Source organism: Lentimicrobium saccharophilum (genome assembly GCF_001192835.1).
Taxonomy (GTDB): Bacteria; Bacteroidota; Bacteroidia; order Bacteroidales; family Lentimicrobiaceae; genus Lentimicrobium; species Lentimicrobium saccharophilum.
Window position 1 is genome coordinate 1,408,858 of record NZ_DF968182.1, and the last position, 24,992, is coordinate 1,433,849.

The following is a 24,992-nucleotide window of genomic DNA, read 5'->3' on the forward strand; positions in this document are numbered from 1 at the left end:
GATAAAAAGAGGGAGAGGGATAACCGCATATATTATATGGCTTTATGAAATAATAAACAAATGTAAATGAATTAACCGTCTTACAATGAAAAAGAACATCAATTGCCCTTAATATTTCCTTATCAGCCGGGCCTCTCAGGGCATGGCTGCAACTATTATTTTTATAGCATCACAAAACCTGGCATCCTGATATTCAGACCGGGTGAATGCATCATAACTTCAGCAACATTATAGATTCTGCTTTAAAATGTATAGACTGCCGGCCTGACTGCTCAACCTTTTCGCAAAAATCCTGTTTAATTTTACAAACAACAGCTTATGCATAAACACAATAAATCCAACCTGATCATAATATCGGTGATTGCATTGCTTTCCATGGCCTGCACCAAAGAATCGGAAAGTCAGTTGTATATTGGTTCCACCGCTGTAGATACCACCACTGTGCTTTCCGGCATTGACACCCCCTGGGAACTGCTATACGGACCTGACGGTTATCTCTGGTTTACTGAACGATCAGGCAAAGTCAGCAGGTTCAATCCGCTTACAGGTGAAAGTACTGTTATTCTCACCATCCAGGATGTGCTGGAATATGGCGAGGCCGGGCTTCTGGGCATGGTGCTCCACCCTGAATTTGAAGGACAACCATGGGTATACCTGGTCTACAACTATGCTTCAGGTGAATTTGTGAAGGAACGGCTGGTGCGTTATGTATGGAATGGCAGCACACTCACCGACGGAATCACCCTGATCAACAACATACCGGCTAATTCCTACCACAACGGCTCGCGGCTGGTATTCGGCCCTGACGGCAAGCTGTACATGTCGACGGGTGATGCCGGATTCACATCAAATTCCCAGAATCCCAACTCTCTGGCGGGAAAGATCCTGAGAATCAACCCTGACGGCAGCATACCCGCCGACAATCCCGTGGCCGGAAGCTATATCTGGGCCTCGGGCTTACGCAACACACAGGGACTGGTCTTTTCGCCGGAAGGACTGCTTTACGGATCGGAACACGGCCCGAATAACGATGATGAGTTCAACCTGCTTGAAGAAGGCCGGAATTACGGCTGGCCGGCAGTGGCAGGCTTCTGCGATCTGCCCGCAGAAATCACATTTTGTCAGGAAAATAACGTAAGAGAGCCGCTTTATGCCTGGACGCCCACCCTTGCCGTTGCCGGCATTGATTATTACAATCATCCTGCCATCCCGCAATGGCAACACTCCATACTAATGACCTCGCTCAAGGCTTCAAAACTGGTAAGCCTGAAACTCAGCACCGACGGCCTGTCGGTGGTGAGCGCCGAGAACTGGTTCGATGGTTATTGGGGTCGCCTCAGGGATGTGTGTGTCAGTCCAGACGGAAAAATCTACCTCGCTGTAAGTAACCGCGACGGCAGGGGCTCGCCACGGCCCGGCGATGACCGGATTATAGAAATCAGGGTCGTTTCTCCCACCAGCGACAACGTTGCAAACATTGAAGACAGCCGGCTTAAAGTCATCCCGAATCCCATCAACGGAACAGGCCAGGTTAAATGGAAAGGATTAAAATCTGCCGGGGAATACTTTATCCTTAATACAGCAGGAGCCATTATAGCCTCCGGAAAGGCTGCCGCACCGTCATTCAGCATTTCAACAGTTCACTTCATACCCGGTTATTATATTCTGAGAATCAACTCGGAAAACCAAACGGTTTCAACACCTTTTCTGGTGATGTAAAAAAGTGTATCCCGGAGCCTGATCAAATGTCATTGAAGACACCAAAGCTGCGGGAAACACAAAACACTGAAACAAAAATAATTTCAGTACGATTAACGGAAGCAGAATTCTCAGAGCGCTTTCAATGCAGATTCATAATCAGGCTCCTGAGCGATCTCCGGAACCTGCTCGGTATACCTGACGATGCCGTTTTCATCGAGTACAACCACTGCCCTTGAATGAAGTCCGGAGAAAGGCCCTTCAGCAATGGTAAGTCCGTAATCCTTTCCAAAATTGCCTTCACGGAAATCAGATGCAGTCACCACCTTTTCGATGCCCTCCGCAACACAAAACCGCTTGTGTGCAAAAGGAAGGTCTTTTGAAACGCATACCACAACAGTATTCTCAAGTCTCGCGGCAGCGGCGTTGAACTGTCTTACGGATGCTGCGCAAACACCCGTATCAAGACTTGGAAAGATGTTAAGCACAACCTTTTTACCTTTAAAATCAGAAGAAGTTACTTTACCCAAATCGGCACCGGTAAGTTCAAAAGCGGGTGCCTTTGTTCCGACAGCCGGAAGATTGCCAATAGTTGAAACGGGATTACCGCCCAGTGTAATAGAAGCCATAAATATATTTTTTTTGTTAAACGTTTCTTGTCGGACAATCAAACAATCCTGATGGGAAGTGGTTCACCCCCGGCATAAAAAAACAATTGAATGCAGCATAAAATAAAGGCTATTGCGTTGGCTGACCCTGGAGCCAGGTATCGATGGCCTGCTGAGGCACGCCCATAGCCTCGCTGATCTGCCGTGCATCCATTCCTGACCCGGAAAGTCGCCGGGCAGTGCATCCGAGCGGCTCCCCGACTTCGATAATATGACCGTCCGGATCATAAAAGCGCATAACCTGCTGCCTCCACGGCTGCTCACGGATATCATGAATGAAGCGGACACCGCTCCCGGTTAAAGCATCTCTTAATGCAGCTATTTCAACGCTTTCGAAGTAAAGTTCGGCATTATTGCTGTTGAAAATGATATCATTCTGCCCCGTCAGGGATGCATAATGTGACATCAGGTGGATGGCAAAACCTCCCCTGAATGAAATATTCTCTCCGAAATCATGCTCAACTTCCTGCCCGAGCATGTTTTCGTAGAACTTCCGCGAAACATCCATATCACGCACCACAAACAGCGGGCAAATAAATTTTACTTTCATGGTCAATCAGTAATTGCCTGGTAAATTACTTCATGAATCCGGGTACGTATGTTAAGCCGGCTTATTTTGTTGTTTCCAGCATCCGGAAACACCCTGTTGCTCAGGAAAACATATACAAGGTCCTGATCAGGATCTGCCCAGGCATACGTCCCTGTAAAACCGCTGTGGCCAAAACTTCGCGGAGAAGCTGATGCGCAGGCTGGCGAAGGATCCCCTTTGATAAGGGCGGGCTTATCAAATCCTGCGCCTCTCCGGTTCTTATCAATTACAAACTGCACCCCGGTAAAATCTCTGATGACTTCCGCTTCCAGAAGGGTATCACCTCCATAATATCCATTACGCAACAACATCTGCATGATGATGGCTACATCCAGGGCATCAGAAAAAAGACCGGCATGGCCGGCAACGCCCCCCAGAAGGGCTGCCGTCTGATCATGAACGTCGCCATGAATCAGCTGCTTCCTGAAAACCATATCCAGTTCCGTGGGTGCAATCCGGCTGATGCTGAACCGGTTGCGCGGATGAAAGCCCATGGTGCGCAGACCCAGTTTACGGTAAAACTGCCTTTGAACGTAACTGCTGAACGGCTGCTGTGTGATTTCCTCAAAAGCTTTACCCAATAAAATAAATCCAAGATCGCTGTATTTAAATTCCGTTTTCGGCAGCAACGGACTCCGGATTATTGAATCAACGATTACGGCGGGATAATCGTCGCGCAGATAAAGCGCATCGGCTACCCTGTGTGTATATTCAATACTGAAGTGCCGGCCAAACAGTTCAGATTTTAATGAATCCTGTTCCATCACAGATTTCCAGAAAGGAATAAATGGCTGAAGTTTTGCCTGATGCGCAAGTATCTCTCTGATAATCAATTGATTCTTATCAGAATGCCTTAATTCAGGATAATAGCGGCTTAGCCTGCGGTCGGGATCTAGCAGTCCGTCACCGGTAAGTTTCATGGTAGTCAGGGTGGTTGCCAGAATTTTGGTCAGTGATGCCAGATCGTAAAGGTCATCGTTACGCAGAGGGATATCAGAGTCATAAACCTGACTGCCAAAAGCCTTACGGTAGATAACCCTGCCCTTGCGAATGATCACCACCTGTGCACCGGGGAATGCATTATCGCGGATACTTTCCGCCACTATGCTGTCGATCTCCCTGAGTTTGTCAGAAGAAACTCCTGCTGCTTCAGGCTGACTGAAAGCAACCCGTGTAATTTCCGGTTGCAGCAGACCAGAACCTGCCGGCCACATAGCAGTGGCGGCAACCGGAAGCTTTCCGGTTATGGCCGATCCACCGAAAATCGCCTGGGCAGTCAGTTCCTGCATCATGGCATTGTCCTGATAGGCAATCAGGACCGAAGCCATTTTTTCAATCTGATTAAAGGTAGCCAGGCTGTATGGGCTGGTAAAGATGTTGAGAATAATCTTTTTACATGCTGCTAATGAATCAATCAGCCATGCACCCTGCCTGCCAATTCCGAAGTTTTTCTGCGGCAGATCGCTTGTCTGTACAAATCCGGTGACCACCAGATTATATGGCTCAAGCAACTGCATAATGGAATCCCTTTCCTGTACCGAAGGATCTTTGCTCAAATTAAAATGATCAACCGGGGCATAGTCGGACAATCGGGACTGAAATGGCGTCAGGCTCAAGTCTCCGATAACCAGGCTGGCAATCCTGAAGGTATCCAGGCTTCTGAGCGGAATCATTCCGTCACGATCGCTTACCAGAGTGATGGCCGCGGCATTGGCCCCGGCAGTGGTAAGCCTGGCAAATGAAGAATTCAGATCTCCGGAAAGGTTATCCAGGTGAATCCTGTTATTTCCGGCAAGCCCTGATTCAAACTTCCATTGTAAAACCCGTCTGCATTTTTCATCAATCATTTGCTGACTGATCAGCCCACTGTCGATGGCTTTGCGGATATTGGCCAGGGCCATGCGTGCATCCACAGGCAGCAGCAGGATGTCGTTGCCTGCATCAAGAGCCATAACTTCAGCAAGTGCAGGATTTACAAAATCGGTAAGCCCCTTCATATCCATGCCATCGGTGATCACCATGCCCGTAAAACCCATTTTTTCACGCAGCAGCCCGGAAATCACCGGTTTTGAGAGGGATGAGATTGATCCTGCAGCAGTATCTATGGAAGGCACCCGCAAATGGGCGATCATCATACCCTTTAAACCCCTGTCGATCAGATAGGAGAATGGGAAAAGCTCCAGGGTATCGATCACGGAGCGGGGTTTATCTATGACTGGCAGGGTATAGTGCGAATCATTGCCCGTGTCCCCGTGACCGGGAAAATGCTTGGCCACGGCGATGAGGCCCTGATCCTGCATCCCTTTCATATACCAATAGGACTTTTCTGCAACATTCATCCTTTCTTCACCAAAAGAGCGTGCATTAATCACCGGATTCAGGGGATTGTTGTTGATATCGGCAACCGGTGCAAAATTGATATGCACACCAAGCCTTTGCAATTGCCGGGCAATTTCCGTTCCCATATCATAAATCAGGCTGTTATCGGTAATCGCCCCGAGGGTCATCTGTTTGGGAAAATTGAAAACACTGTCGAGCCGCATGCCCGGCCCCCATTCCGCATCAAGGGCCACAAACAAAGGCGTTTTAACTGCTCTTTGCAGCCGGTTTGTCACAATGGCCTGACGCACCGGACCTCCCTGAAAAAAGCAAACCCCTCCGATATTTTTTTCACTGACGAGGGCTGTCAACTCATTGTAATATTTTTCATCCCTGTTTGAATAGGCCCTTATCATCAACAGCTGGGCAATGCGCTCATCGGGAGTAAGGCTATTCATCACCGAATCGGCCCATTGTTCTTTCATTCGCGGTTGAGCCAATGCCTGCATCGAAACAAGAAAAACCAGAGCAGGTAATAGCAAAGTGTATTTTATTTTCCGGAGCATGAAACAGATCAGAATCAGGTTCGACAATATTTGGTATATGGTATAACAACGCGTTGGTAGCGTCAAAAATACGCTCTTTATGCCAAATAATTTTTCATTTTTTTTGTCCGGGGGTGTGGTTATATCCAAAAAGGGTTATTTTCGCATCAACAGAAAATATATTTGTCAGATCAGGCAATATTTTCTGGACAGGACCCGCTTTTATCTTTTACCTGAAGCGCCGATGATCAAAAAGCTTTTGCTTCTTTTACTGATTCTACCGCTTGCCCTTGAGGCGCAAAAAGCCGATAAGCCAACAAAGCCTGAACCGTTGAGCAGGATACTTTTTGTATTTGATGCATCTCAAAGCATGTATGCCCGCTGGCAGAGCGATATGAAAATCAATATTGCGAAGAAGCTGATGGGAAACCTGCTCGACAGCCTCTCGGGATTTAAAAACCTTGAACTTGCACTGAGGGTATACGGACACCAGAAGAATTATCCTCCTCCCGATTGTTACGACACAAAACTTGAAGTGCCTTTTGCCCCGGGTAATATTCCCAGTATCAAAAATAAAATTCTGGGACTGACACCACGGGGAACCACACCCATCGCCTATTCACTGCAGCAGGTAGTGAACGATTTTCCGCCATGCGACGATTGCCGGAATATCATTATCCTGATTACCGACGGCATCGAGGAGTGCGGAGGCGACCCCTGTGCTGCTTCAGCCGAACTTCAGAAGCACGGGATCGCGATGAAGCCTTTTATCATAGGCATTGGCAGGGATTTCAAGGAAGCGTTCAACTGTGTAGGAACATATTTTGACGCTTCGAGTGAAACTGCTTTTCAGAAAGCGCTGAATACGGTAATCCTTCAGGCGCTCAAATCCACTACCATGCAGGTTAACCTGCTCGACAGTCATAACAAGCCGACGGAGACCAATGTAAATATGTCATTTTATGACCGCACTTCAGGAAAGCTGAAATACAATTTCATTCACACATTGAATAACAAAGGCTTACCCGACACCCTGGTGGTGGACCCCCTGATTACCTACGACCTGGTTGTTCATACCGTCCCTCCCCTGGCCCTCGAGAACATCAGCCTGAAGCAACAAACCCACCTTACAGCCACCATCAGTGCCCCCCAGGGTTACCTTGACCTGAGGATGGGTACAAACGACCGCATTGTTAAGAATCTGTTTGCCATCGTAAGGCAGCACGGAAAAACAAACACCATTAATGTGCAGAACTTCGGCGACACCAAAAAATACCTTTGCGGTAGTTATGATCTGGAAATCCTGACCCTGCCCAGAATCTACATGAACGACGTAATGATACGGCAGAGCGAAACCACGACCATAGATATTCCCCTTCCCGGAATTGCCGTGATACGGAAGAGTGTTAACGGATTTGGCAGCCTGTACGTAGAACGCAATAATGTGCTTGAATGGATTTACGACCTTCGCGAACATGTACTTCAGGAAACCCTCGTCTTGCAACCCGGTAAATACCGGGTGGTTTACCGGTCAAAGAATGCCGAAAGGGCCATGTACAGCATTGAAAATACCTTCACCATCCTGCCCGGAGGGACCAGCAATGTAAATCTATTCTCATACTGAACTGATTACCGTATATGAGCCTGAAGGGTGAGATCACCCATTGCGGCTGATGGTCTCCAGCATAGGAATATTCAGCAGTTCAATCAAATCCCCTTCGGTTCTGATAAGGTTATCATCTTTGAATGTTTTCATTATCCTGATGGCACTTTCCTTGGTCATTCCCGACATATCGGCAATATCCTGGCGCGACAGGGATGTAACGAAAGGATTGGCATTGTATATCCTCTGGGAAAGGCAAAGCAGTACATCAGCAATACGGCCGGGCATCTGCTTATGCGTTAAGCTTGAGAGCTGGTCAAACATCCTGATCGCCTGCTCACTGATTTTATTAAGAAATGAAGAAGAAAAAGAATTATTATTCTCAATGATCTGTTGAAACACATCGGCGCTCACCAGGCAGGCCGTCGTTTCTTCGCAGGCTATTGCCGTAAAGTGATGCCGCTTGTCGGTAAAAGCCCCGGGAACAAATATATAGTCCACAGGTTTGGCAAAACCGATGATAATCCGCTTATCACTTTCACTCTCAAGGTAGAGTTTTACCAGCCCGGAAGTGATGCAAACAAAATCATGGCAGGGAGATCCCTGTTTAAAAAGTATCTCGCCCTGATGATATTTTATACTGACCCGGCAACTATTAACCGAGTGCAATTCATTATCCTTCAGATTCCTGAAAATATCTGACCGCTGCAAACAAAGCGTACAATTTGCTTCAACAGAATTCGCCATAAATCAATTTTAAAGTGCCCAGACTCCTATTGAAAGAAGGAGAACCATTCTTCCTGAGTTTTGAATATTCCAGATCATTATATCCGATGATATAAATCAACTGATTGACAAATATAAACAATAGTTTGCATACAAAAATATCACTTTTTAATCAGCAGATCATAATTACATAAGTACTTTCTTTGATTTGTCAATCTAACTGATAAAATAATGAAAAAAAGGTCACTGATCAACCTGTCAATCTTACTGCTGATACCGGCATTTTCGGCCTTCATAAGCAGCTGCGAATATGAATTTGTGGAACCTGATCGCACCCCGGTAACCACCGAGGTCAGTTTCGCAACCGACATCGTACCGATCTTCAACACCAGCTGCAATTTCTCCGGCTGTCATGCTGCCGGGGCTGTTCCGCCGGATCTGTCGCCGGCCGGCGCCTATAACAGCCTGATCCAGCTAAACCAGATAAATACCGATAATCCATCAGGCAGTTTGCTTTATACAAGCATTACAACCGGTAGCATGAAATCGTTTTCCAATGCCGATCAGGCCAAACTTATACTGGCCTGGATACAGCAGGGAGCAAAAAATAACTAATCACTGATTCATCAAGCCTTCAAAAACATACCATGAAAAACAGCATCAGGATATTTACGCTGGCAGCCGTCATAATCATGCAACTCTTTACGGTTGTAATGGCACAGGAAGAGGAGACAACCGAAAAGCCGAAAGAACGTCCGGCACGCCCGGCCTTTGAAAGCGGATTGCTTTTTGACAATGCCACTACCACCCTGCAACCTTCAAAAACGCTGGAAATGATTATCCAGCACCGGTTTGGTTCCGTTGAAAACGGAATCACCGACCTCTACGGCATATGGGCTCCTTCCAACATCAGGCTTGGATTAAACTACAGCATTCTCGATAACCTGATGGTCGGCATCGGGACAACCAAATTCAACAAGATGCAGGACATACAGATTAAATATAATGTGTTGCAGCAAACACGGTCGAACAAGATACCTGTCACTGTTTCAGTTTATGAAGTGATTGGCATCGACGGCAGTGCCGATTCGAAATTCGGGGTAAACTACAAGTTCACCAACCGTTTCTCTTATTTTACACAGGTAATTGTTTCACGTCGTTTCAATGAAAAGATTTCTTTGCAGATAGCGCCTTCCTTTACCCATTACAACTCCACCGATTCGCTGGTGGATCACGACAGGATTGCGCTCTCTTTCGCCGGCCGCTTCAAATTTTCACCGCAGAGTTCTCTGATTGTTTCGGGCGATTTCCCGCTACAAATACAAGGGATTTCAGAGATCCGCAAGGAAATCAATGATAAGCTTGACCCTCTGAATCCGAATATCTGTATCGGGCTCGAAGTCGCCACCAGTACCCATGCATTTCACGTATATCTGGGATCCTCGCAGGGCATACTGCCTCAGGAGAATATCCTTTACAACAAAAACAATTTTTTCAAAGGAAATATCATCCTGGGACTTAATGTTACCCGTCTCTGGAATTTCTGACAACATCTGACACAATAATTAATCAACTAAAAACAAAACAAATGAAAAACTCCGTAAAACTCCTCACGCTTTTTGTAGCCGTAATTGCATTTGTAGCCATAAATACAGCAATGACCCAAAAGGAAGGCGAACCCTGGGTAATCCCGGCTAAATACAAAAGCATGAAAAGTACCATTAAGGCTGGTGACCCCTCAATTAATACCGTAGGTAAAGAGCTATACAACCAGCATTGCCGCTCATGCCACGGCACCAAAGGCCTTGGCGACGGCCCCAAAGCCCGGAACCTGAAAACAAGCACCGGTGATTTTTCATCCAAAGCTTTTCAGGATCAGGCTGATGGTGAAATCTACTACCAGTCGTTTGTTGGTCGCGACGAAATGCCGAACTTCGAAAAGAAGATTGCCGACGAAGGTGACCGCTGGGCTGTAGTTTACTACATCCGCACCATGAAAAAGTAGGATTGAATCAGGAGCCTGGGATGTTCAGCATCCCGGGCTCTGTTTGGTATAAGATAAAATCACTGGAAAATTCAGGCTTGGGTATAAAGACTTTAATTTATGAAACACTGGTTACGAAAAAGGCCGGCCGGATGGGTAGCACTTACAACAGGATTTATTCCGCTGCTCTTTGCTATATTTCTTTCCTTTGGTTCAGAAAAACCAGCAGTCACGATTGATGAGGAGAGCAAGCAATGCCTTGTTTGTCATGGTTCACACAGGTACGAACTTACCGACACCCTTACCGGGGAAACAGTGACCATGAAGATGCACTCAGAGCTTCAGATTGACCCCGTTGAGTACAGCAAAGCCACCCATGGTGCTTTTAAATGTACCGATTGCCATTCCATCGACTATCACATACACCCTCACCCGGTGAGCACCAAGTTTGAAGTTAATTATACCTGCATGGATTGCCATGGCGGTGACGAAACCTATGCATCATTCAATTTCGAAACCATTGAGGAAGAATATCTTAAAAGTATTCATGCTACAGAACTCGGAAATGAATTCAGTTGCTGGAGTTGTCATAATCCCCATACATACCGTCTTTCCGACAAAGAGCCCGGTCAACTGATCAACCGGGTAGCGCGTAATAATTCTGCCTGTCTTCATTGCCACGGCGATATCAACAATTATGCAGTGCTGATTGAGAAAGAGTTGCCCGACCTGATCAAAAGTCATGACTGGCTCCCGAATCAAAGTCTGCACTTCAGGAAAGTCAGGTGCATTGATTGCCATGCCTCGAATAACGATAGCATTATGGTAGCCCATCTGGTACTTCCGGCATCGGAATCAGTGAAGAACTGCGTGGAATGCCATTCAACGAATTCCATCCTGATGGGTTCCCTCTACAAACACCAGGCTGCAGAAAAAAGGAATAAACTCGGCTTTTACAACGGCTTGATCATGAACGAAGCCTATGTAATAGGAGCTAACAGGAATTATTACCTGAATATTGCCAGTGTCGTGATTTTCATCATGGTGCTGATCGGAATTGCAATACACGCAACATTAAGGTACATACACAGGCACAGGAAACATGGCAACTAAAAAAATATACCTCTACCCATTGTGGCTCAGGATATGGCATCATGTAAATGCCGTTCTGATGCTTGCGCTTATCCTCACAGGGGTCAGCATGCAGTATTCCAACCCGGATTATCCGCTTATCAGATTTGATATTGCTGTCAGTGTGCATAACATCTCCGGGATTTTGCTCACCCTTTCATATTTCTACTTTTTCCTGGGTGTTTTATTTACTTCCATTGGCCGGCATTATGTAATGAAGCAGGGGTTTTTTAAAGCATTTTACCAGCAGGCCAGATACTATCTTTTCGGCATATTCAGGGGCGAACCGCATCCTTTCCCTGTGAACGCCGAGCGAAAGTTCAACCCCATCCAGCAGATTACTTACAATGTGATACAACATGCCATAACCCCGGTAACCTTTGTCACAGGCTGGGCATTGTTGTATCCGGAAACAATTATTCTGAATGTTTTCGGTTACAGTGGTATTATGCTCACCAGCCTGTTGCATGTGGCTGCAGGATTTCTGATCTCCGTTTTTCTTATAATACATCTCTATTTTATTACAGTCGGGCATTCTGTCTCCAGTAACCTGAAGAGTATGATCACGGGATATCATGAAATCCATGAAGATGAGGAAAAAGATTCTGCTGAAAACGCGGAAAAATCATCTTCTGAAAACTTAGGAAAATCAAATTAGTTACACACAATCACACAAACAAACGAAAAACAAACACTAAAACTGAAGAAAATGAAACGACAAATTTCCTTACTCACCTTAGCGACCAGTGCATTTTTGGTGCTGTGTTTTGTCTCGTTCAGCAGCTGTACTAAGACAGGGCCCGAGGGGCCTCCGGGGAAGGATGGCGAAGACGGGCTGAATGCAGATGCTTCATGCGTTACATGCCATGATTTTTCTGATGACCTTTTGACCAAAGTCCATCAGTTTGCCAATTCAGCCCACGGTAGCGGAGCCAATGTAGACCGGAGCATTGAGGGTTGTGCACAATGCCATACCAGTCAGGGCTTCAGGCTCATGGTAGATAGTGGTATGATCGCAGCCGTAGCGTCACCGGCAATCATCAACTGCCGTACCTGCCATAAAATCCATGAAACATACACACCTGCTGATTATGCGCTCAGGGGCAGCGGAGCCATTGCTATGGTAATGGGTGGACCTTCCGCCGAATATAATTATGGCACATCCAATGTTTGCGCCAATTGTCATCAGGGACGCACAGTAACTCCATACCCTGTGGCAGGCGGTGATCCAGTATCCGTCACCAATAAAAGATATGGTCCGCATTACGGCCCCCAGGCCAACATGTTTATCGGCAAAGGCGGCTATGAAATTGATGGCCCGATGCCTTATTCAAATTCACCACATACGCTGGCAGTAACCAATGGCTGCGTAACCTGCCATATGGATGGAAACCCGGTAGGTTTACAGGCCGGAGGGCATCAGATGAATATCACCTATAACGAAACATCCAAACTGCTTACCGGTTGTACCGTTTCAGGCTGCCATACGGATGCAGCAGTGGTTAAATCCATGTTTGACGAAAACAGGGCTGAAATAGCCGCCCTTGAACTGGAGCTTGAAACTGCGCTCAAAGATCAGGGCCTTCTGGATGCAGAAGGATATGTAGCGGTTCCGGCTACACTCACACAGGATCAGCTGGGAATTATACTGAACCTTAAACTGGTTCATTACGACCATAGCTATGGTGCCCATAATTACCGCTACACCAAAGCTTTGCTTGTAAATTCACTCGCTGCTTTAGCCAAATCAAGCGTTTAACAGGAATTAAGATTTTCAGTAAAATCCCGCTGTGCCTTTGCATGGCGGGATTTTTTTTGCTTGCGTGCGGGTATTAGTAATATATTGTTTGACCAGCAAGATCAATGCTTCTGTCTGCGGACATCAGAAAAAGCCTTTAAATCAAAAAAAAAAGACCCTGGTTTCCCGGGGCCTTCCATGTTCATCTTAATCTGTCTTACCCATTCATCGAAATAAGGAATTCTTCATTGGTTTGGGTGTATTTCATTTTATCCTTCAGGAATTCCATGGCTTCCAGCGGATTCATGTCGGCCAGGTGGTTGCGGAGGATCCAGATGCGTTGCAACGTTTCCTTATCAAGCAGCAGGTCCTCTCGACGGGTGCTTGAAGCTACGATGTCGATGGCAGGGTAGATGCGTTTGTTAGAAAGTTTGCGGTCGAGCTGAAGCTCCATATTACCGGTGCCTTTGAATTCCTCAAAGATCACTTCATCCATTTTGGATCCGGTATCGATAAGGGCAGTAGCAATGATGGTGAGGGAACCACCGTTTTCGATCTGACGTGCAGCACCAAAGAAACGTTTGGGTTTTTGCAGCGCGTTGGCTTCCACACCTCCGGATAGTACCTTACCCGATGCGGGAGAGACCGTATTATAAGCCCTGGCCAATCTGGTGATAGAATCAAGTAGTATCACCACATCGTGACCACATTCGGTCATCCGTTTGGCTTTCTCAAGCACAATATTGGCAATCTTCACATGACGGTCGGCCGGCTCATCAAAGGTTGAAGCGATCACCTCGGCATTCACACTGCGGGCCATGTCGGTAACTTCCTCCGGACGCTCATCAATCAGCAGTACGATCAGGTATGCCTCGGGATGGTTGGCGGCAATGGCGTTGGCAATTTCTTTGAGCAGCACCGTTTTACCGGTTTTGGGCTGCGCCACGATCAGTCCGCGCTGACCTTTGCCAATGGGTGCAAAAAGATCGATCACCCTCACCGACAGACTTGCGCCCGGATGACCGGTGATCTTGAATTTCTTTTCAGGGAAGAGCGGGGTCAGGTAATCAAAAGGAATTCTGTCGCGCACTTCATCCGGGGTACGGCCGTTGATCAGCTCAACTTTAATAAGCGGGAAGTATTTCTCCCCGTCTTTGGGCGGCCGTATGGTTCCCCTCACGGTGTCGCCGGTTTTCAATCCGAACAACTTGATCTGTGATTGCGAAACGTAAACATCGTCGGGTGAGTTCAGATAGTTGTAGTCAGAAGAGCGCAGAAAGCCATAGCCGTCGGGCATAATTTCGAGCACACCGTCTGAGGAGATAAAACCGTCGAATTCCCATACATATTCCTCGCGCCTGCGTTCCGGGAAACGCTGCTGGCGCGGATTAAAATCACGTCCGTAACGGTCTCCGTTTGGCCGTGCAGGTTCAACATCGGGCATCCTCTCAACGGGAGGTGGCGGAGGAGGCAGTATCACCCGTTCTTCAACGGTGCTTTCGGCCACCGGCAACGGAGCCTCAACCTCAGTGACCTCAGGAGTAAATGTTGTTTCAGGTTCTTCCTCTTCAATTATGGGAGCATTACTCAGCAACAGTGCTTCTTCGTCGATGTGATCAGATTTCGATTCTGAAACCTGAACCGGCTTGTCTTTGGGTGCATCAGCCTGACGCTTGGGTCTCCCGCGCTTACGCTTTCCGGTATCCTCGTTCCTGGCAGGCTGCTGATCCGGTTTACGGGGTCCGGGCTGGGCGACAGAAGAACCTTTAACGGTAGTTGCCTCAGGAGTTTCTGATGGTGTCTGGGGGGCTGTCACTGACGGATCAGAGGAGGCAACAGGCGCCTGTTGCGGCTTCTGAGGCTGCGGCTTACCTTTGACAAAGCGTTCGTTGGGGATGCGTTGCCGTTTGTGTTTGTTCTCACGTGCTTCCTTTTCCTTCTCAAGCATCTCTTTTGAAGGATTCAGCGCCTGAAAATCAAGTATCTGATAAACCAGATCCTGCTTACTTAATGAATTAAAGCGGGGAACATTCAGATTCCCGGCAATAACTTTCAGCTCATCAATAGATTTGCTGTTAAGCTCAATAATATCGTACATAAATAAAAATGATTGTGTTGTGATCGTGAATTTGACCGGAAGATTAAAGATTAATAAGCGAAACCGCGCCCCGGAATGATCCGACTACCCTGCCTAACCTAAAGAAGTAATGAGAGAATAAATGAGAGCGGGATTGAATTGTTTTTGAAGATGCAAATATAAACTAATTTATTCACTTCAGCATCTTTCCGAAAATTTTTAGAATGAAATCAACTGACCAATACCGGCCAGCCTGTTTCCCGGTCTCCTTATCTTCTTTATGCCCGACTTTACCCGTATATAAAATTTGCCCGGTTTTTCTCACCAGCACGCATAAAATCAATAAAAGAAGTTTAAACGCTTAGAATAAATTTATCCTGCTTCTTTGAATAATCTCAAAAATATCCAGTAGGTTTGCACAAAAATTTCAATATAATAAAAATATGAAACACACTGCATTTACCAGTTTTCATGAGGCAATGGGGGCCAAAATGGTTCCGTTTGCCGGTTTTTATATGCCCGTTCAGTACGAAGGACTGAATGCGGAACACGAAACAGTAAGAAAAGGCGTTGGTGTTTTTGATGTGTCGCACATGGGCGAGTTTTGGGTAAAAGGCCCCAAAGCCCTTGAATTTGTGCAGTGGGTTACTTCAAACGATGCCTCAAAACTCAGCGACGGAAAGGTACAATACAGCTGTTTCCCGAACGACAAAGGCGGAATTGTGGATGACCTGCTTGTTTACCGCATAAATGCCGAAACCTATTTACTGGTTGTTAACGCCGCCAATATCGACAAGGACTGGGCCTGGTGCAACAGCCAGAATAAAATGGGAGCTACCCTTTACAATGCTTCCGGTGAAATCTCGCAGCTGGCAATTCAGGGACCTCTCGCACTGAAAGCCATGCAGAAGCTCACCGATACACCTATTCTTGACATGGAGTATTATACCTTTAAAAAGGTAACTTTTGCCGGAATTAAAGACGTGATCCTCTCCACTACCGGATACACCGGTGCGGGTGGTTGCGAAATCTACTTTGCCAATGAAGATGCTCCGAAAATCTGGGAAGCAGTTTTCGCGGCAGGTGCTGAATTCGGTATTAAACCCATCGGCCTCGGCGCCCGCGATACCCTCCGCCTCGAAATGGGATTCTGCCTCTACGGCAACGACATCAACGATACCACCTCCCCTATTGAAGCCGGGCTTGGATGGATCACAAAATTCACCGACGAAAAGGATTTCATTAACAAAGCCGCCCTGCTGAAACAGAAAACTGAAGGCGTTACCCGCAAACTGGCCGGATTTGAGATGATTGACAAGGGAATTCCCCGTCAGCACTATCCCATTCTGGATGCTGAAGGCAATACCATCGGTGAGGTTACCTCAGGCACTCAGGCTCCATCGCTCAAAGTAGCCATTGGAATGGGTTATGTGCCTGCGGCATTTGCCAAAGCCGATACTGAAATTTTTATCAGTATCCGCGATAAGTCACTGAAAGCTAAAGTAGTGAAGCTGCCCTTCTATAAAGGTTAACTGAAACAAACCTGAAAGACCCGCAAACCTTTCCGGTATGCGGGTCTTTTTCATTCAATCACCTGCAACCATGGTCAGAAACCTGGAAGTAAGCTTAAGCCCTGCACTTTACCCGCACAGAAACATGAGCGGAAAGCATATCACCGTGGTGATTGACATCCTGCGGTTTACCACATCGCTGATCGCTGCATTCGAAAATGGTGTTTCCGCAGTAATTCCGGTCGCATCGCTGAGCGAAGCAGAAAATCTCAGTAAACAGGGATATCCTGTTGCCGCAGAACGCGACGGTTTACAGCTGCCTTTTGCTGATTTCGGAAACTCAGCCGCTGACTTCAACACCGATGCAGTCCGGGGTAAAACACTGGTTTACTCCACCACCAACGGCACCGGGGCAATGACCATGGCTGCCGGAAACGGACCGGTAGCCGCCGCCGCATTTGCCAACCTGCCGGCAATTTCGGATTGGCTTTACACCCGCAACGAAAATGTGGTCATCCTTTGCTCGGGATGGAAAAATCTGTTCAGCGCCGAAGATGCACTCTGCGCCGGTGCGCTGACCGGGATGCTCCTGAATTTGGGGACATGGACTTTAAACGGAGATGAAGCAGGCCTTGCAATTAATCTCTGGAATCTGCACAAAGACAATCTTAAAGAGGCCCTTACCAGTACCAGTCACTACCGGAGACTGATCGGACTGGGTGTCGATCCACTCCCCGACTATACAGTGAGAACCGGAATATCCGATGTAATCCCGGTTTACACCGGAGGTATTATTAAAAATATCAATGAACGGAATTAACCATTTCAACAAAACCCTGTTTATGAAAAAGCTTGTTTTACTAACCACCATTGCCATGAGCCTTGTTTTAGCGGCCTGTAACCAGGGCCCCAAAGAGGAGACCCCACAGCAGGATTTCAGATTCCTGCTGGAACAATTCGCCGACCTGAAAATCATGCGTTACCAGGTTCCCGGATTTGATGAACTCACACCCAAACAGAAAGAACTGGTTTATTATCTCAGCCAGGCAGCCATTGCCGGCCGCGACATTTTGTTTGATCAGAACTACAAATACAACCTGGCCATCCGGCGTACCCTCGAAAACATTGTGGAGCACTACCCCGGCGATCGCGAAAGCGACGATTTCAGGAATTTTATGGTTTATACCAAACGGGTATGGTTCAGCAACGGCATCCATCACCATTACTCCAAAGACAAATTTTTTCCGGAAGTCAGCCCTGAATATTTCACATCGCTGATCCGTGAAACTTCCCAGGGCAGGTTCCCCCTGCGTGAAGGGCAGGATATGGAAAACTTCATTGCCGAAATCGTCCCGGTAATCTTCGATCCGTCCATCGCTCCCAAAGCCGTGAGTCAGGAAGCCGGCAAAGACCTGCTGCTGAATTCAGCCTGTAATTTTTACGAGGGCGTTACCGAAAAGGAGGCCGAGGCTTATTATGCAGGGCTGAAAAACAATGCAGTGAAAAACGGGGCCGACACCCTGGTTTCGTTCGGCCTGAACAGCAAACTGGTAAAGAAAAACGGCGTAATTACCGAAGAGGTTTACAAAATGGGCGGCCTGTACAGCGAGGCCATTCAGCAGATCGTTTACTGGCTTGAAAAAGCCGCTGAAGTTGCAGAAAATGAACACCAGCGGGCGGTAATCGAATCGCTGGTGAAATATTACGAAACCGGCGACCTTGGCATCTGGGACGAATATAATGTGCTGTGGGTAAAGAATCTGGATTCGCATATTGATTTTGTAAACGGATTTATCGAAAATTACGGCGACCCTATGGGCCTGAAAGCCACCTGGGAAAGTGTGGTAAATTTCAAAGACGTAAAAGCCACACAGCGGGCTGAGACCATCAGCGCCAATGCGCAATGGTTTGAAGATCACTCTCCGGTGGAGCCGAGATTCAAAAAAGCCGAAGTAAAGGGTGTTTCAGCCAAAGTAATCACCGCTGCGCAACTGGGCGGCGACTGCTATCCCTCCACCCCCATTGGCATCAATTTGCCGAATGCCGACTGGATCAGGAAGGAACACGGCTCGAAATCGGTGACCATTGAAAACATAACCTATGCTTATGATCAGGCTGCCATCGGCAACGGAATGATTGAGGAATTTGCAGCTTCAGCCGAAGAAATTGAACTTTCAAAAAATTACGGCAGCCTCGCCTCAAATCTGCATACCGATCTGCACGAGTGCCTTGGCCATGGTTCGGGTCAGTTGCTGCCCGGCACCCGCGGCGATGAACTGAAAAACTACGGTTCTCCCCTTGAAGAAGCCCGCGCCGACCTTTTCGCACTTTATTACATTGCCGATCCCAAACTGATGGAACTTGGGCTATACGACAATGAAGGCGTTTACAAAGCCGAATACAACAGCTACATCCGCAACGGCATGCTTACCCAGCTTACCCGCATAGAGCCCGGAAAGACCATTGAACAGGCACATATGCGTTGCCGCCAACTGATAGCCGCCTGGAGCTATGACCTTGGTAAGGACAAAAATGTAATTGAGAAATTTGAACGCGACGGTAAAACTTACGTGAAAGTAAATGATTATCAGGCGCTCAGAGAGACTTTCGGAAGAATGCTTGCCGAAATTCAAAGAATCAAATCGGAAGGAGATTATGCTGCCGGCCGTGAACTGATTGAAAAATATGCCGTGCAGGTTGACCAGCAACTGCACAGCGAAATTCTCGGACGATTCGCTAAACTAAATCTAGCACCATACGGCGGCTTTATCAATCCGGTTTTTGTGCCGGTTACCAAAGACGGAAAAATCATAGATGTGAAGGTGGAGTACCCCGAAGATTATACCGAACAGATGATGGATTATTCAAAAAACCATTCTTTTCTGCCTACCTACAATTAAGCAGGCAGCATCTTACCGCATCGGAAGATACAGTGACCCGGCAAGCCCACCCCGACTTGCCGGGTCATTTTTTATCTGATTGCAGATTGCTTAGAAATGCCGGAACAGGCCTGCCGGAAGACCGGGCAAACTGACAATACAGTTGCCATCATCCGGTTTTAGGACAATTCATCAAGGCTTTTCATAGGAATTATCAAACCTTCAGAATCATCCCGTGTATAATGCCCCGCATTATGTATTTTTGCCAGGTTTTCCAACTCCACAATAATGATAAAACGACTTTTATTCCTTGCCGCATTATCACTTCTCAGTTTTTCATGCCTTGTCGCGCAGACCGAAGTGGATGAACGTGCCATGATCTCATTCCGCAAAGGATTGGGATTCAACGCCCCTGACAGCACTTTCGGAGTTAATCTGCGGTTAAGGATGCAGAACCGGGTAGCGATGAACTTTAATGAAGACCTGAAACTTGAGGATATTGAAGCCAGGGTCAGCCGGCTAAGGTTGCGTTTCGACGGATACATCCTCGGGCCGAAACTGACTTACTACCTTCAGCTTTCCTTTTCGAGGGGCGATCAGGACTGGGACAACACCCATGTACCGAACCTTGTACGTGACGCTATGGTTTATTATCATTTCAATCCGAAATTCTACCTGGGTTTCGGGCAGGGAAAGCTTCCGGGAAACCGGCAACGGATAATTTCGAGCGGGCAGCAACAGTTTTTTGACCGTTCAAATGTAAATGCCAATTTTACCCTCGATCGTGACTTTGGGCTGTTCGCCTATTACAGCGACAAACTGGGAGGCATACATTACAACCTGAAAGGTGCAGTGTCAACCGGTGACGGCAGGAATCAGCTGAGAACCGACAATGGCCTGATGTATACCGGAAGAATAGAATTACTTCCCCTTGGCCGCTTTAAAAAGGATGGCGATTTCTCGGAAGGAGACCTGGAATTTGAAAATACCCCAAAAATCGGATTAGCAGCCGGCTATGCCCTGAATCAGAAGGCCAGACGTACCCGCGGGACCACAGGAAGCGACCTCTATGAGAACAGGAACCTGCAATCCCTTTTCGCGGATATCATCATGAAATACCAGGGGTGGGCACTCTATTCGGAATTCATCAGCAGAAAGACGGATAACTCCGCATTTACCTATAATCCCGCCGATTCATCTATGTCGGTTCATGTAGTCGCCGGACATGGAATCAATACACAACTAAGCTATTGTTTTCCCAATTACTGGGAAATCGCTGCCCGCTATTCAGTGGTTAATCCGGATCATGAAATCCGCGATATTGCCAGACGGGACAGTTACTATATTCTGGGGGTCAATAAATACGTACGAAAGCACCTGACGAAATTCCAGGGGTTCGTTGGGTACCGCAACCAACAGTCACACCTTAACATGACTGCGGACAAAAACAACCTGTTGCTGGTCTTCCAGGTGGAGCTGGGTATCTGACAGAAAGCGGCAGGGAATCTGACCTCCAAGGAAAACCGGAATGCTTTTATTGGTGAGGAAATTATATTTTCCTGCCGGATCCAACCAGGTAATAATCACCTGAAATGCGAAAAGAAACGATGTGAAGCAGGATAGCCTCCGGGTATCTGATTATCAGGATTCAGAATCAGGAATTTCAGCCTGATTTTGCAGGCCCGTGAAAAATGCCGGGGAAGGCCTGGACTCAGTGACCGCAGGAGCAACCGCCGCAACCACCCATGCCGTCTTCCTCATCAAAACCGGTTCCGCAACTCCCGCTGCTACAATCGCCGGTGCCACAACCACCGTTGACGTTATACTTTACCGGAAAACCATCCTGAAACCAGGCCTGCACACCGCCGGCAATGTAGCCTACATTTTCAAATCCCTGATGGTGCAGAAGATTTGCAGCCTTGAAGCCAGTGGCTTCATCAAATCCTCCGGCGATATAGTAAGGCTCTCTCTCCATCCACTGCAGCTTCTCAAGCAATTGAAGCAGGGTTACCTGGGTGGATTCCACCCCATCGTAAGCCACCACACTGAATCCCTCTTCGTCAATGATATCAATAAAAACAGCGCCTTCGGACATCTTCTGGTAAGCCTCGGCCGGCTGAAGTTTGAGTATTTCGGACATAATTGAAATTTTAAACGGCAAAGTTACATATATTCATCTTAAGATATCACCATCGCATTTTTCTTTTAAACCGGAGCGCTGCACCCACCAGCGCGATCATCACCGGCACTTCAACCAGCGGGCCGATTACCGCCGCGAATGCCTCTCCGGAGTTAATACCGAATACCGCGATGGCCACCGCAATCGCCAACTCAAAGTTATTGCTGGCTGCGGTAAACGACAGGGTAGCTGACTGCTCATAATTAGCCCCGACTTTCCTGCTCATGAAAAATGAAACAAAGAACATCACCACAAAGTAAACCAGCAAAGGAACGGCAATCAGCACTACATCAAACGGGATTTTAACTATGTATTCGCCTTTGAGCGAAAACATTACCACTATGGTAAACAGCAGGGCAATCAGGGTGAGGGGGCTTATCTTCGGAATAAAAACCCGGTGATACCACTCTTTATTCTTTAAGCGGATCAGGATAAACCGTGTAAGAAACCCGGCGATAAACGGGATACCCAGATAAATAAAAACGCTTTCGGCAATCTGTCCAATGGTGATGCTTTCAACGGCATCACTGACAGGAATGCCGAACCAGCCGGGCAACACCGCTATAAAGAACCAGGCATATACCGAGAAAAACAACACCTGAAAAATGGAATTAAATGCCACAAGTCCCGCCGCATACTGGGTATCTCCCTTAGCCAGGTCGTTCCATACAATGACCATGGCAATGCAACGCGCCAGTCCGATCAGGATAATGCCATATACATAGGGCAGGTTGGCATTGTTTTCGCCGGGGAACAGTTTAAAAAGGACCACTGCAAGCAGAAACATCAGCACCGGCCCGATAATCCAGTTTTGAATCAGTGATAAAGTCAACACTTTTACATTGCGGAACACGTCGCCAAGCTCCTCGTACTTCACCTTGGCCAGTGGCGGATACATCATAAGTATCAGCCCGATGGCAATGGGAATATTGGTTGTACTCTCAGGAGAGGCTTTCAGCGAGTCCCAGAATGTAGCAATGGACGGAAAGAAATATCCTGAAAAAACGCCAAGAAACATGGCGAGAAAAATCCACAGGGTAAGATACCTGTCTAAGAATTTGAGTTGTGGTGTTGAAGGCATTGTTTAGATTTGTTGATTAGGAGATTAGCTGATTAGCTGATGAACTGGTTTAAAAAAAAGGTGCTTTTTGAACGCTTAATTTTTTACAGAAATTATATTCAGTTGTGCCTCTAAAACCCGGAAAACGCTCAGAAAACAGGATCAGCGGCTTTTTGAAGTGGAAATAATCTTGTTGATTACTTTCTTAATTGATTCAAGGTGTTCGGGCAAATCGCCCGGATCAGGCAATAAGTCAGAGAATCTGCATAACTTCAGCCAATAATCTGTTTCATTCATCTCCTTGGCCGCCATTTTGAATTTATGAATAAAGTCAGCATTGCTTTCTGCATTTTGTGCTTCACTGGCATTGGCTCCGATGGCAGTTCCGGCTTTAAATAACTGATTTGACAAGGCAAACTTCCTAACTGCATCCAGCCGTTCGCAATATTCAATAATCTTGATAGAAAACTCAAAAGTGAGTTTCAAAATCAGGTTTTCCTTTTCCTCTTTCATAGCATATATAAATGTTAAATGTTGAATAAAATTTCATCCGTCATTCCACCCAAAAAATTCATTGGATGCAGATAATCAGTGACATCCCCAAAGTAACACATCCTCTAATCATCACATCCTCAAATTAACAAATCCTCAAATCAACTCATCCTCTAATCAACTCATCCTTATAGAATCTCAGAAATCTGTCTTTAATTTCATCCCGCACACGAATGAATTCGCTATGGATAAATTCGCCGGTCCCCGCCGCATGCGAAGGATCATCAAACCCCATGTGCAGCCGGTGCTTTACCTTGCCCGTAAATGCAGGACAGGCCTCATTGGCACCGCCGCAAACAGTGATTACATAATCCCATTCTTCGCCGAGATGCAGATCAACGGAATCGGAAGTGTGGTGGCTGATATCGATGCCAATCTCTTTCATCACTTCAACGGCTTTGGGGTTGAGTTTACCCGAGGCCTCGGTTCCGGCTGAGCGCACGGTAAGCGAAGGATCAAATGACTGCAGAAAACCGTGGGCCATCTGGGAACGGCAGGAGTTGCCGGTGCAGAGTATAAGAATCTTCATGATTAAGCATTTCAGGTTTAAAGGCCGGTTGAGGGCTATTTGATTTCACAGTCAAATCCATTGGCTTTCACCGGCTCAAAAAAAACGGAGAAAAGCGCCATGAATTTTTCAATCCCGCCGGAGCAGAGGCAATAGTTGATTTTCAGTCCGTCAATCTCCCCGTGAATCAGCCCGGCATCGCGCAGCTCCTTCAGGTGCTGCGAGACCGTTGACCTGCCCAGGGGTAGGCTATCGGAAATATCACCCGAAATACAGGACCTTGTATTGGCCAGATATTTTATAATCGCCAGCCTGGCCGGATGGGAAATTACCTTCGCGTACCGGGCAAGTTCCCGGAGGTCTTCATCAAATTTTTCTGATTTGTTCATGGCCTGTTTTTAATGTCGCAAAAATACGACATAACTTAATTGACAAGCAATAAGCACAAAAATAATTTCAAATAATAACGGGCCTCTTTGGCTGCTACCGGAAAATCATGGTTAAACCGGCAGCCGTGTTTCTTCTCCGTTTATTTATTGAACCGGATTCCGGGAAACAACATCGGAACCTTTCTCCGGTATTCCAGGAATTCATCGCCAAAGTCCTTTTCCAATCGCTTTTCTTCCGATAACTTCAGGTAAGTGATCCCGGAAAGAGAGAAAATCAGTAAGGCGCCCAGGGCGGTCAGGGAGTTCAGAAATATCACGATGGAAAGATAGATAAGCAGAGCTCCGAGAACCATGGGATTTCTGCAGTACCTGTAAGGGCCGGTAGTTACCAGCCTTTGGGTACGGGGGCTTACGGAAACACCCATCCCTTCGGCCGGACCACCTTTCCCGGCCTTAAACAGAAAAATATTTGACCAGATCATCCAAAACACGCCAGACAGTAAACAACATACTGACAGGACATGTCGTACGGAGCCGGATTGCAACAATTCCAGGTCTGTCCATAGGTTGTCATAACCGGATAGTTTGTACAATCCGAATGGGATCAGAAAAAGAAAAATTGTACCGCCAAAAACGTAGCCGGCAATATATCTGAGGGTTTCCCGCATGGTCATCTTAAAGTTTGATTAATAAGAAGCCGGTATTTATCCTGGAGCTTATTCAGCATCAGCGATCATGCAGCGGATTGAATATACGGCGTTTGGCAATTCAGTGCTCAAAACTTCCAATTACTTCTTTCTTCAAGTGCCATTAACTAACTGAATATTAATTGAGTT

23 protein-coding genes are annotated in these 24,992 nt (G+C 46.9%); 12 read left to right on the forward strand and 11 right to left on the reverse strand.

Annotation, left to right across the window (positions count from 1 at the left end; translation table 11 throughout):
• Positions 1 to 318 precede the first annotated feature (318 nt).
• Entirely contained in the window at positions 319 to 1,719 is a 1,401-nt protein-coding gene (locus TBC1_RS05235) for a PQQ-dependent sugar dehydrogenase (RefSeq protein WP_082189487.1), read from the forward strand.
• A gap of 110 nt (positions 1,720 to 1,829) precedes the next feature.
• On the opposite strand, the gene tpx is transcribed toward TBC1_RS05235, so the two are convergent.
• The 3 genes from tpx to TBC1_RS05250 all read right to left on the reverse strand — a co-directional run bounded on the left by tpx (position 1,830) and on the right by TBC1_RS05250 (position 5,816).
• Positions 1,830 to 2,327 carry a thiol peroxidase gene (tpx, locus tag TBC1_RS05240; RefSeq protein ID WP_062039491.1) on the reverse strand — a complete coding sequence of 166 codons (498 nt, stop codon included), beginning with the start codon at positions 2,325 to 2,327 and terminating at the stop codon, positions 1,830 to 1,832.
• 109 nt (positions 2,328 to 2,436) lie between these two features.
• Entirely contained in the window at positions 2,437 to 2,916 is a 480-nt protein-coding gene (locus tag TBC1_RS05245; protein ID WP_062039494.1) for a glyoxalase superfamily protein, read from the reverse strand.
• Between the two features lie 2 nt (positions 2,917 to 2,918).
• Entirely contained in the window at positions 2,919 to 5,816 is a 2,898-nt protein-coding gene (locus TBC1_RS05250; RefSeq protein ID WP_172668836.1) for a glycoside hydrolase family 3 N-terminal domain-containing protein, read from the reverse strand.
• A gap of 103 nt (positions 5,817 to 5,919) precedes the next feature.
• Here TBC1_RS05250 and TBC1_RS05255 point away from each other — a divergent pair, with 103 nt between their 5' ends.
• Positions 5,920 to 7,443: a vWA domain-containing protein gene (locus TBC1_RS05255; RefSeq protein ID WP_062039499.1), complete on the forward strand. Its 1,524-nt coding sequence runs from the start codon at positions 5,920 to 5,922 to the stop codon at positions 7,441 to 7,443.
• Positions 7,444 to 7,476: 33 nt separating this feature from the next.
• Here TBC1_RS05255 and TBC1_RS05260 read toward each other — a convergent pair whose 3' ends face one another.
• Positions 7,477 to 8,169, reverse strand: a complete 693-nt coding sequence (locus TBC1_RS05260) for a Crp/Fnr family transcriptional regulator (protein ID WP_062039502.1) — start codon at positions 8,167 to 8,169, stop codon at positions 7,477 to 7,479.
• A 210-nt stretch (positions 8,170 to 8,379) separates the two neighbouring features.
• Between TBC1_RS05260 and TBC1_RS05265 the strand changes: the two genes are divergently transcribed.
• From TBC1_RS05265 to TBC1_RS05290, 6 genes are all read left to right on the forward strand, one after another.
• A complete protein-coding gene (locus tag TBC1_RS05265; protein WP_062039504.1) occupies positions 8,380 to 8,763 on the forward strand; it encodes a hypothetical protein in 384 nt (127 codons plus the stop codon).
• Between the two features lie 32 nt (positions 8,764 to 8,795).
• Positions 8,796 to 9,695 carry a DUF5777 family beta-barrel protein gene (locus TBC1_RS05270; protein ID WP_062039506.1) on the forward strand — a complete coding sequence of 300 codons (900 nt, stop codon included), beginning with the start codon at positions 8,796 to 8,798 and terminating at the stop codon, positions 9,693 to 9,695.
• A gap of 41 nt (positions 9,696 to 9,736) precedes the next feature.
• Positions 9,737 to 10,153, forward strand: a complete 417-nt coding sequence (locus TBC1_RS05275) for a c-type cytochrome (RefSeq protein ID WP_062039509.1) — start codon at positions 9,737 to 9,739, stop codon at positions 10,151 to 10,153.
• Positions 10,154 to 10,252: 99 nt separating this feature from the next.
• Positions 10,253 to 11,245 carry a cytochrome c3 family protein gene (locus TBC1_RS05280; RefSeq protein ID WP_062039512.1) on the forward strand — a complete coding sequence of 331 codons (993 nt, stop codon included), beginning with the start codon at positions 10,253 to 10,255 and terminating at the stop codon, positions 11,243 to 11,245.
• Positions 11,235 to 11,921 (forward strand): cytochrome b/b6 domain-containing protein, encoded by a 687-nt coding sequence (locus TBC1_RS05285; RefSeq protein ID WP_062039514.1) that lies wholly within the window; start codon positions 11,235 to 11,237, stop codon positions 11,919 to 11,921. The genes TBC1_RS05280 and TBC1_RS05285 overlap by 11 nt, the downstream gene beginning before the upstream one ends.
• A 51-nt stretch (positions 11,922 to 11,972) precedes the next feature.
• Complete coding sequence (locus TBC1_RS05290) at positions 11,973 to 13,022, forward strand: cytochrome c3 family protein (RefSeq protein WP_062039517.1); 1,050 nt, start codon at positions 11,973 to 11,975, stop codon at positions 13,020 to 13,022.
• Between the two features lie 196 nt (positions 13,023 to 13,218).
• Here the strand turns inward: TBC1_RS05290 and rho are convergent, their stop codons facing one another.
• On the reverse strand, positions 13,219 to 15,099 hold the full coding sequence (gene rho, locus TBC1_RS05295) for a transcription termination factor Rho (protein WP_062039520.1): 1,881 nt from the start codon (positions 15,097 to 15,099) through the stop codon (positions 13,219 to 13,221).
• 422 nt (positions 15,100 to 15,521) lie between these two features.
• Between rho and gcvT the strand changes: the two genes are divergently transcribed.
• From gcvT to TBC1_RS05315, 4 genes are all read left to right on the forward strand, one after another.
• Positions 15,522 to 16,610 carry a glycine cleavage system aminomethyltransferase GcvT gene (gene gcvT / locus TBC1_RS05300; protein ID WP_062039523.1) on the forward strand — a complete coding sequence of 363 codons (1,089 nt, stop codon included), beginning with the start codon at positions 15,522 to 15,524 and terminating at the stop codon, positions 16,608 to 16,610.
• 37 nt (positions 16,611 to 16,647) lie between these two features.
• Positions 16,648 to 17,409 carry a 2-phosphosulfolactate phosphatase gene (locus TBC1_RS05305; protein ID WP_062039526.1) on the forward strand — a complete coding sequence of 254 codons (762 nt, stop codon included), beginning with the start codon at positions 16,648 to 16,650 and terminating at the stop codon, positions 17,407 to 17,409.
• A 22-nt stretch (positions 17,410 to 17,431) separates the two neighbouring features.
• Positions 17,432 to 19,489, forward strand: coding sequence for a dipeptidyl-peptidase 3 family protein (locus TBC1_RS05310; protein ID WP_062042793.1), 2,058 nt, complete (start codon positions 17,432 to 17,434; stop codon positions 19,487 to 19,489).
• Positions 19,490 to 19,756: 267 nt separating this feature from the next.
• Positions 19,757 to 20,956, forward strand: coding sequence for a porin (locus tag TBC1_RS05315; protein WP_062039528.1), 1,200 nt, complete (start codon positions 19,757 to 19,759; stop codon positions 20,954 to 20,956).
• Positions 20,957 to 21,179: 223 nt separating this feature from the next.
• On the opposite strand, the gene TBC1_RS05320 is transcribed toward TBC1_RS05315, so the two are convergent.
• From TBC1_RS05320 to TBC1_RS05345, 6 genes are all read right to left on the reverse strand, one after another.
• On the reverse strand, positions 21,180 to 21,608 hold the full coding sequence (locus TBC1_RS05320) for a rhodanese-like domain-containing protein (protein WP_062039530.1): 429 nt from the start codon (positions 21,606 to 21,608) through the stop codon (positions 21,180 to 21,182).
• Between the two features lie 46 nt (positions 21,609 to 21,654).
• Positions 21,655 to 22,728: an ACR3 family arsenite efflux transporter gene (arsB, locus tag TBC1_RS05325; protein ID WP_062039531.1), complete on the reverse strand. Its 1,074-nt coding sequence runs from the start codon at positions 22,726 to 22,728 to the stop codon at positions 21,655 to 21,657.
• A gap of 141 nt (positions 22,729 to 22,869) precedes the next feature.
• The gene (locus tag TBC1_RS05330; protein WP_062039533.1) at positions 22,870 to 23,220 is read right to left on the reverse strand and encodes a four helix bundle protein; all 351 of its coding nucleotides are present in this window, start codon (positions 23,218 to 23,220) and stop codon (positions 22,870 to 22,872) included.
• Positions 23,221 to 23,365: 145 nt separating this feature from the next.
• Positions 23,366 to 23,788, reverse strand: coding sequence for an arsenate reductase ArsC (locus TBC1_RS05335; protein WP_062039535.1), 423 nt, complete (start codon positions 23,786 to 23,788; stop codon positions 23,366 to 23,368).
• A 35-nt stretch (positions 23,789 to 23,823) separates the two neighbouring features.
• Positions 23,824 to 24,156 carry an ArsR/SmtB family transcription factor gene (locus TBC1_RS05340; RefSeq protein ID WP_062039537.1) on the reverse strand — a complete coding sequence of 111 codons (333 nt, stop codon included), beginning with the start codon at positions 24,154 to 24,156 and terminating at the stop codon, positions 23,824 to 23,826.
• A 140-nt stretch (positions 24,157 to 24,296) separates the two neighbouring features.
• Positions 24,297 to 24,830 (reverse strand): methyltransferase family protein, encoded by a 534-nt coding sequence (locus TBC1_RS05345; RefSeq protein ID WP_062039538.1) that lies wholly within the window; start codon positions 24,828 to 24,830, stop codon positions 24,297 to 24,299.
• Positions 24,831 to 24,992: the final 162 nt, after the last annotated feature.

Bases quoted from the DNA above. Each gene is read 5' to 3' on its own strand.
- TBC1_RS05235 (WP_082189487.1), top strand. From the start codon at position 319: ATGCATAAACACAATAAATCCAACCTGATCATAATATCGGTGATTGCA.
- tpx (WP_062039491.1), bottom strand. From the start codon at position 2,327: ATGGCTTCTATTACACTGGGCGGTAATCCCGTTTCAACTATTGGCAAT.
- TBC1_RS05245 (WP_062039494.1), bottom strand. From the start codon at position 2,916: ATGAAAGTAAAATTTATTTGCCCGCTGTTTGTGGTGCGTGATATGGAT.
- TBC1_RS05255 (WP_062039499.1), top strand. From the start codon at position 5,920: ATGCCAAATAATTTTTCATTTTTTTTGTCCGGGGGTGTGGTTATATCC.
- TBC1_RS05260 (WP_062039502.1), bottom strand. From the start codon at position 8,169: ATGGCGAATTCTGTTGAAGCAAATTGTACGCTTTGTTTGCAGCGGTCA.
- TBC1_RS05265 (WP_062039504.1), top strand. From the start codon at position 8,380: ATGAAAAAAAGGTCACTGATCAACCTGTCAATCTTACTGCTGATACCG.
- TBC1_RS05270 (WP_062039506.1), top strand. From the start codon at position 8,796: ATGAAAAACAGCATCAGGATATTTACGCTGGCAGCCGTCATAATCATG.
- TBC1_RS05275 (WP_062039509.1), top strand. From the start codon at position 9,737: ATGAAAAACTCCGTAAAACTCCTCACGCTTTTTGTAGCCGTAATTGCA.
- TBC1_RS05280 (WP_062039512.1), top strand. From the start codon at position 10,253: ATGAAACACTGGTTACGAAAAAGGCCGGCCGGATGGGTAGCACTTACA.
- TBC1_RS05285 (WP_062039514.1), top strand. From the start codon at position 11,235: ATGGCAACTAAAAAAATATACCTCTACCCATTGTGGCTCAGGATATGG.
- TBC1_RS05290 (WP_062039517.1), top strand. From the start codon at position 11,973: ATGAAACGACAAATTTCCTTACTCACCTTAGCGACCAGTGCATTTTTG.
- rho (WP_062039520.1), bottom strand. From the start codon at position 15,099: ATGTACGATATTATTGAGCTTAACAGCAAATCTATTGATGAGCTGAAA.
- gcvT (WP_062039523.1), top strand. From the start codon at position 15,522: ATGAAACACACTGCATTTACCAGTTTTCATGAGGCAATGGGGGCCAAA.
- TBC1_RS05305 (WP_062039526.1), top strand. From the start codon at position 16,648: ATGCGGGTCTTTTTCATTCAATCACCTGCAACCATGGTCAGAAACCTG.
- TBC1_RS05310 (WP_062042793.1), top strand. From the start codon at position 17,432: ATGAAAAAGCTTGTTTTACTAACCACCATTGCCATGAGCCTTGTTTTA.
- TBC1_RS05315 (WP_062039528.1), top strand. From the start codon at position 19,757: ATGATAAAACGACTTTTATTCCTTGCCGCATTATCACTTCTCAGTTTT.
- TBC1_RS05320 (WP_062039530.1), bottom strand. From the start codon at position 21,608: ATGTCCGAAATACTCAAACTTCAGCCGGCCGAGGCTTACCAGAAGATG.
- arsB (WP_062039531.1), bottom strand. From the start codon at position 22,728: ATGCCTTCAACACCACAACTCAAATTCTTAGACAGGTATCTTACCCTG.
- TBC1_RS05330 (WP_062039533.1), bottom strand. From the start codon at position 23,220: ATGAAAGAGGAAAAGGAAAACCTGATTTTGAAACTCACTTTTGAGTTT.
- TBC1_RS05335 (WP_062039535.1), bottom strand. From the start codon at position 23,788: ATGAAGATTCTTATACTCTGCACCGGCAACTCCTGCCGTTCCCAGATG.
- TBC1_RS05340 (WP_062039537.1), bottom strand. From the start codon at position 24,156: ATGAACAAATCAGAAAAATTTGATGAAGACCTCCGGGAACTTGCCCGG.
- TBC1_RS05345 (WP_062039538.1), bottom strand. From the start codon at position 24,830: ATGACCATGCGGGAAACCCTCAGATATATTGCCGGCTACGTTTTTGGC.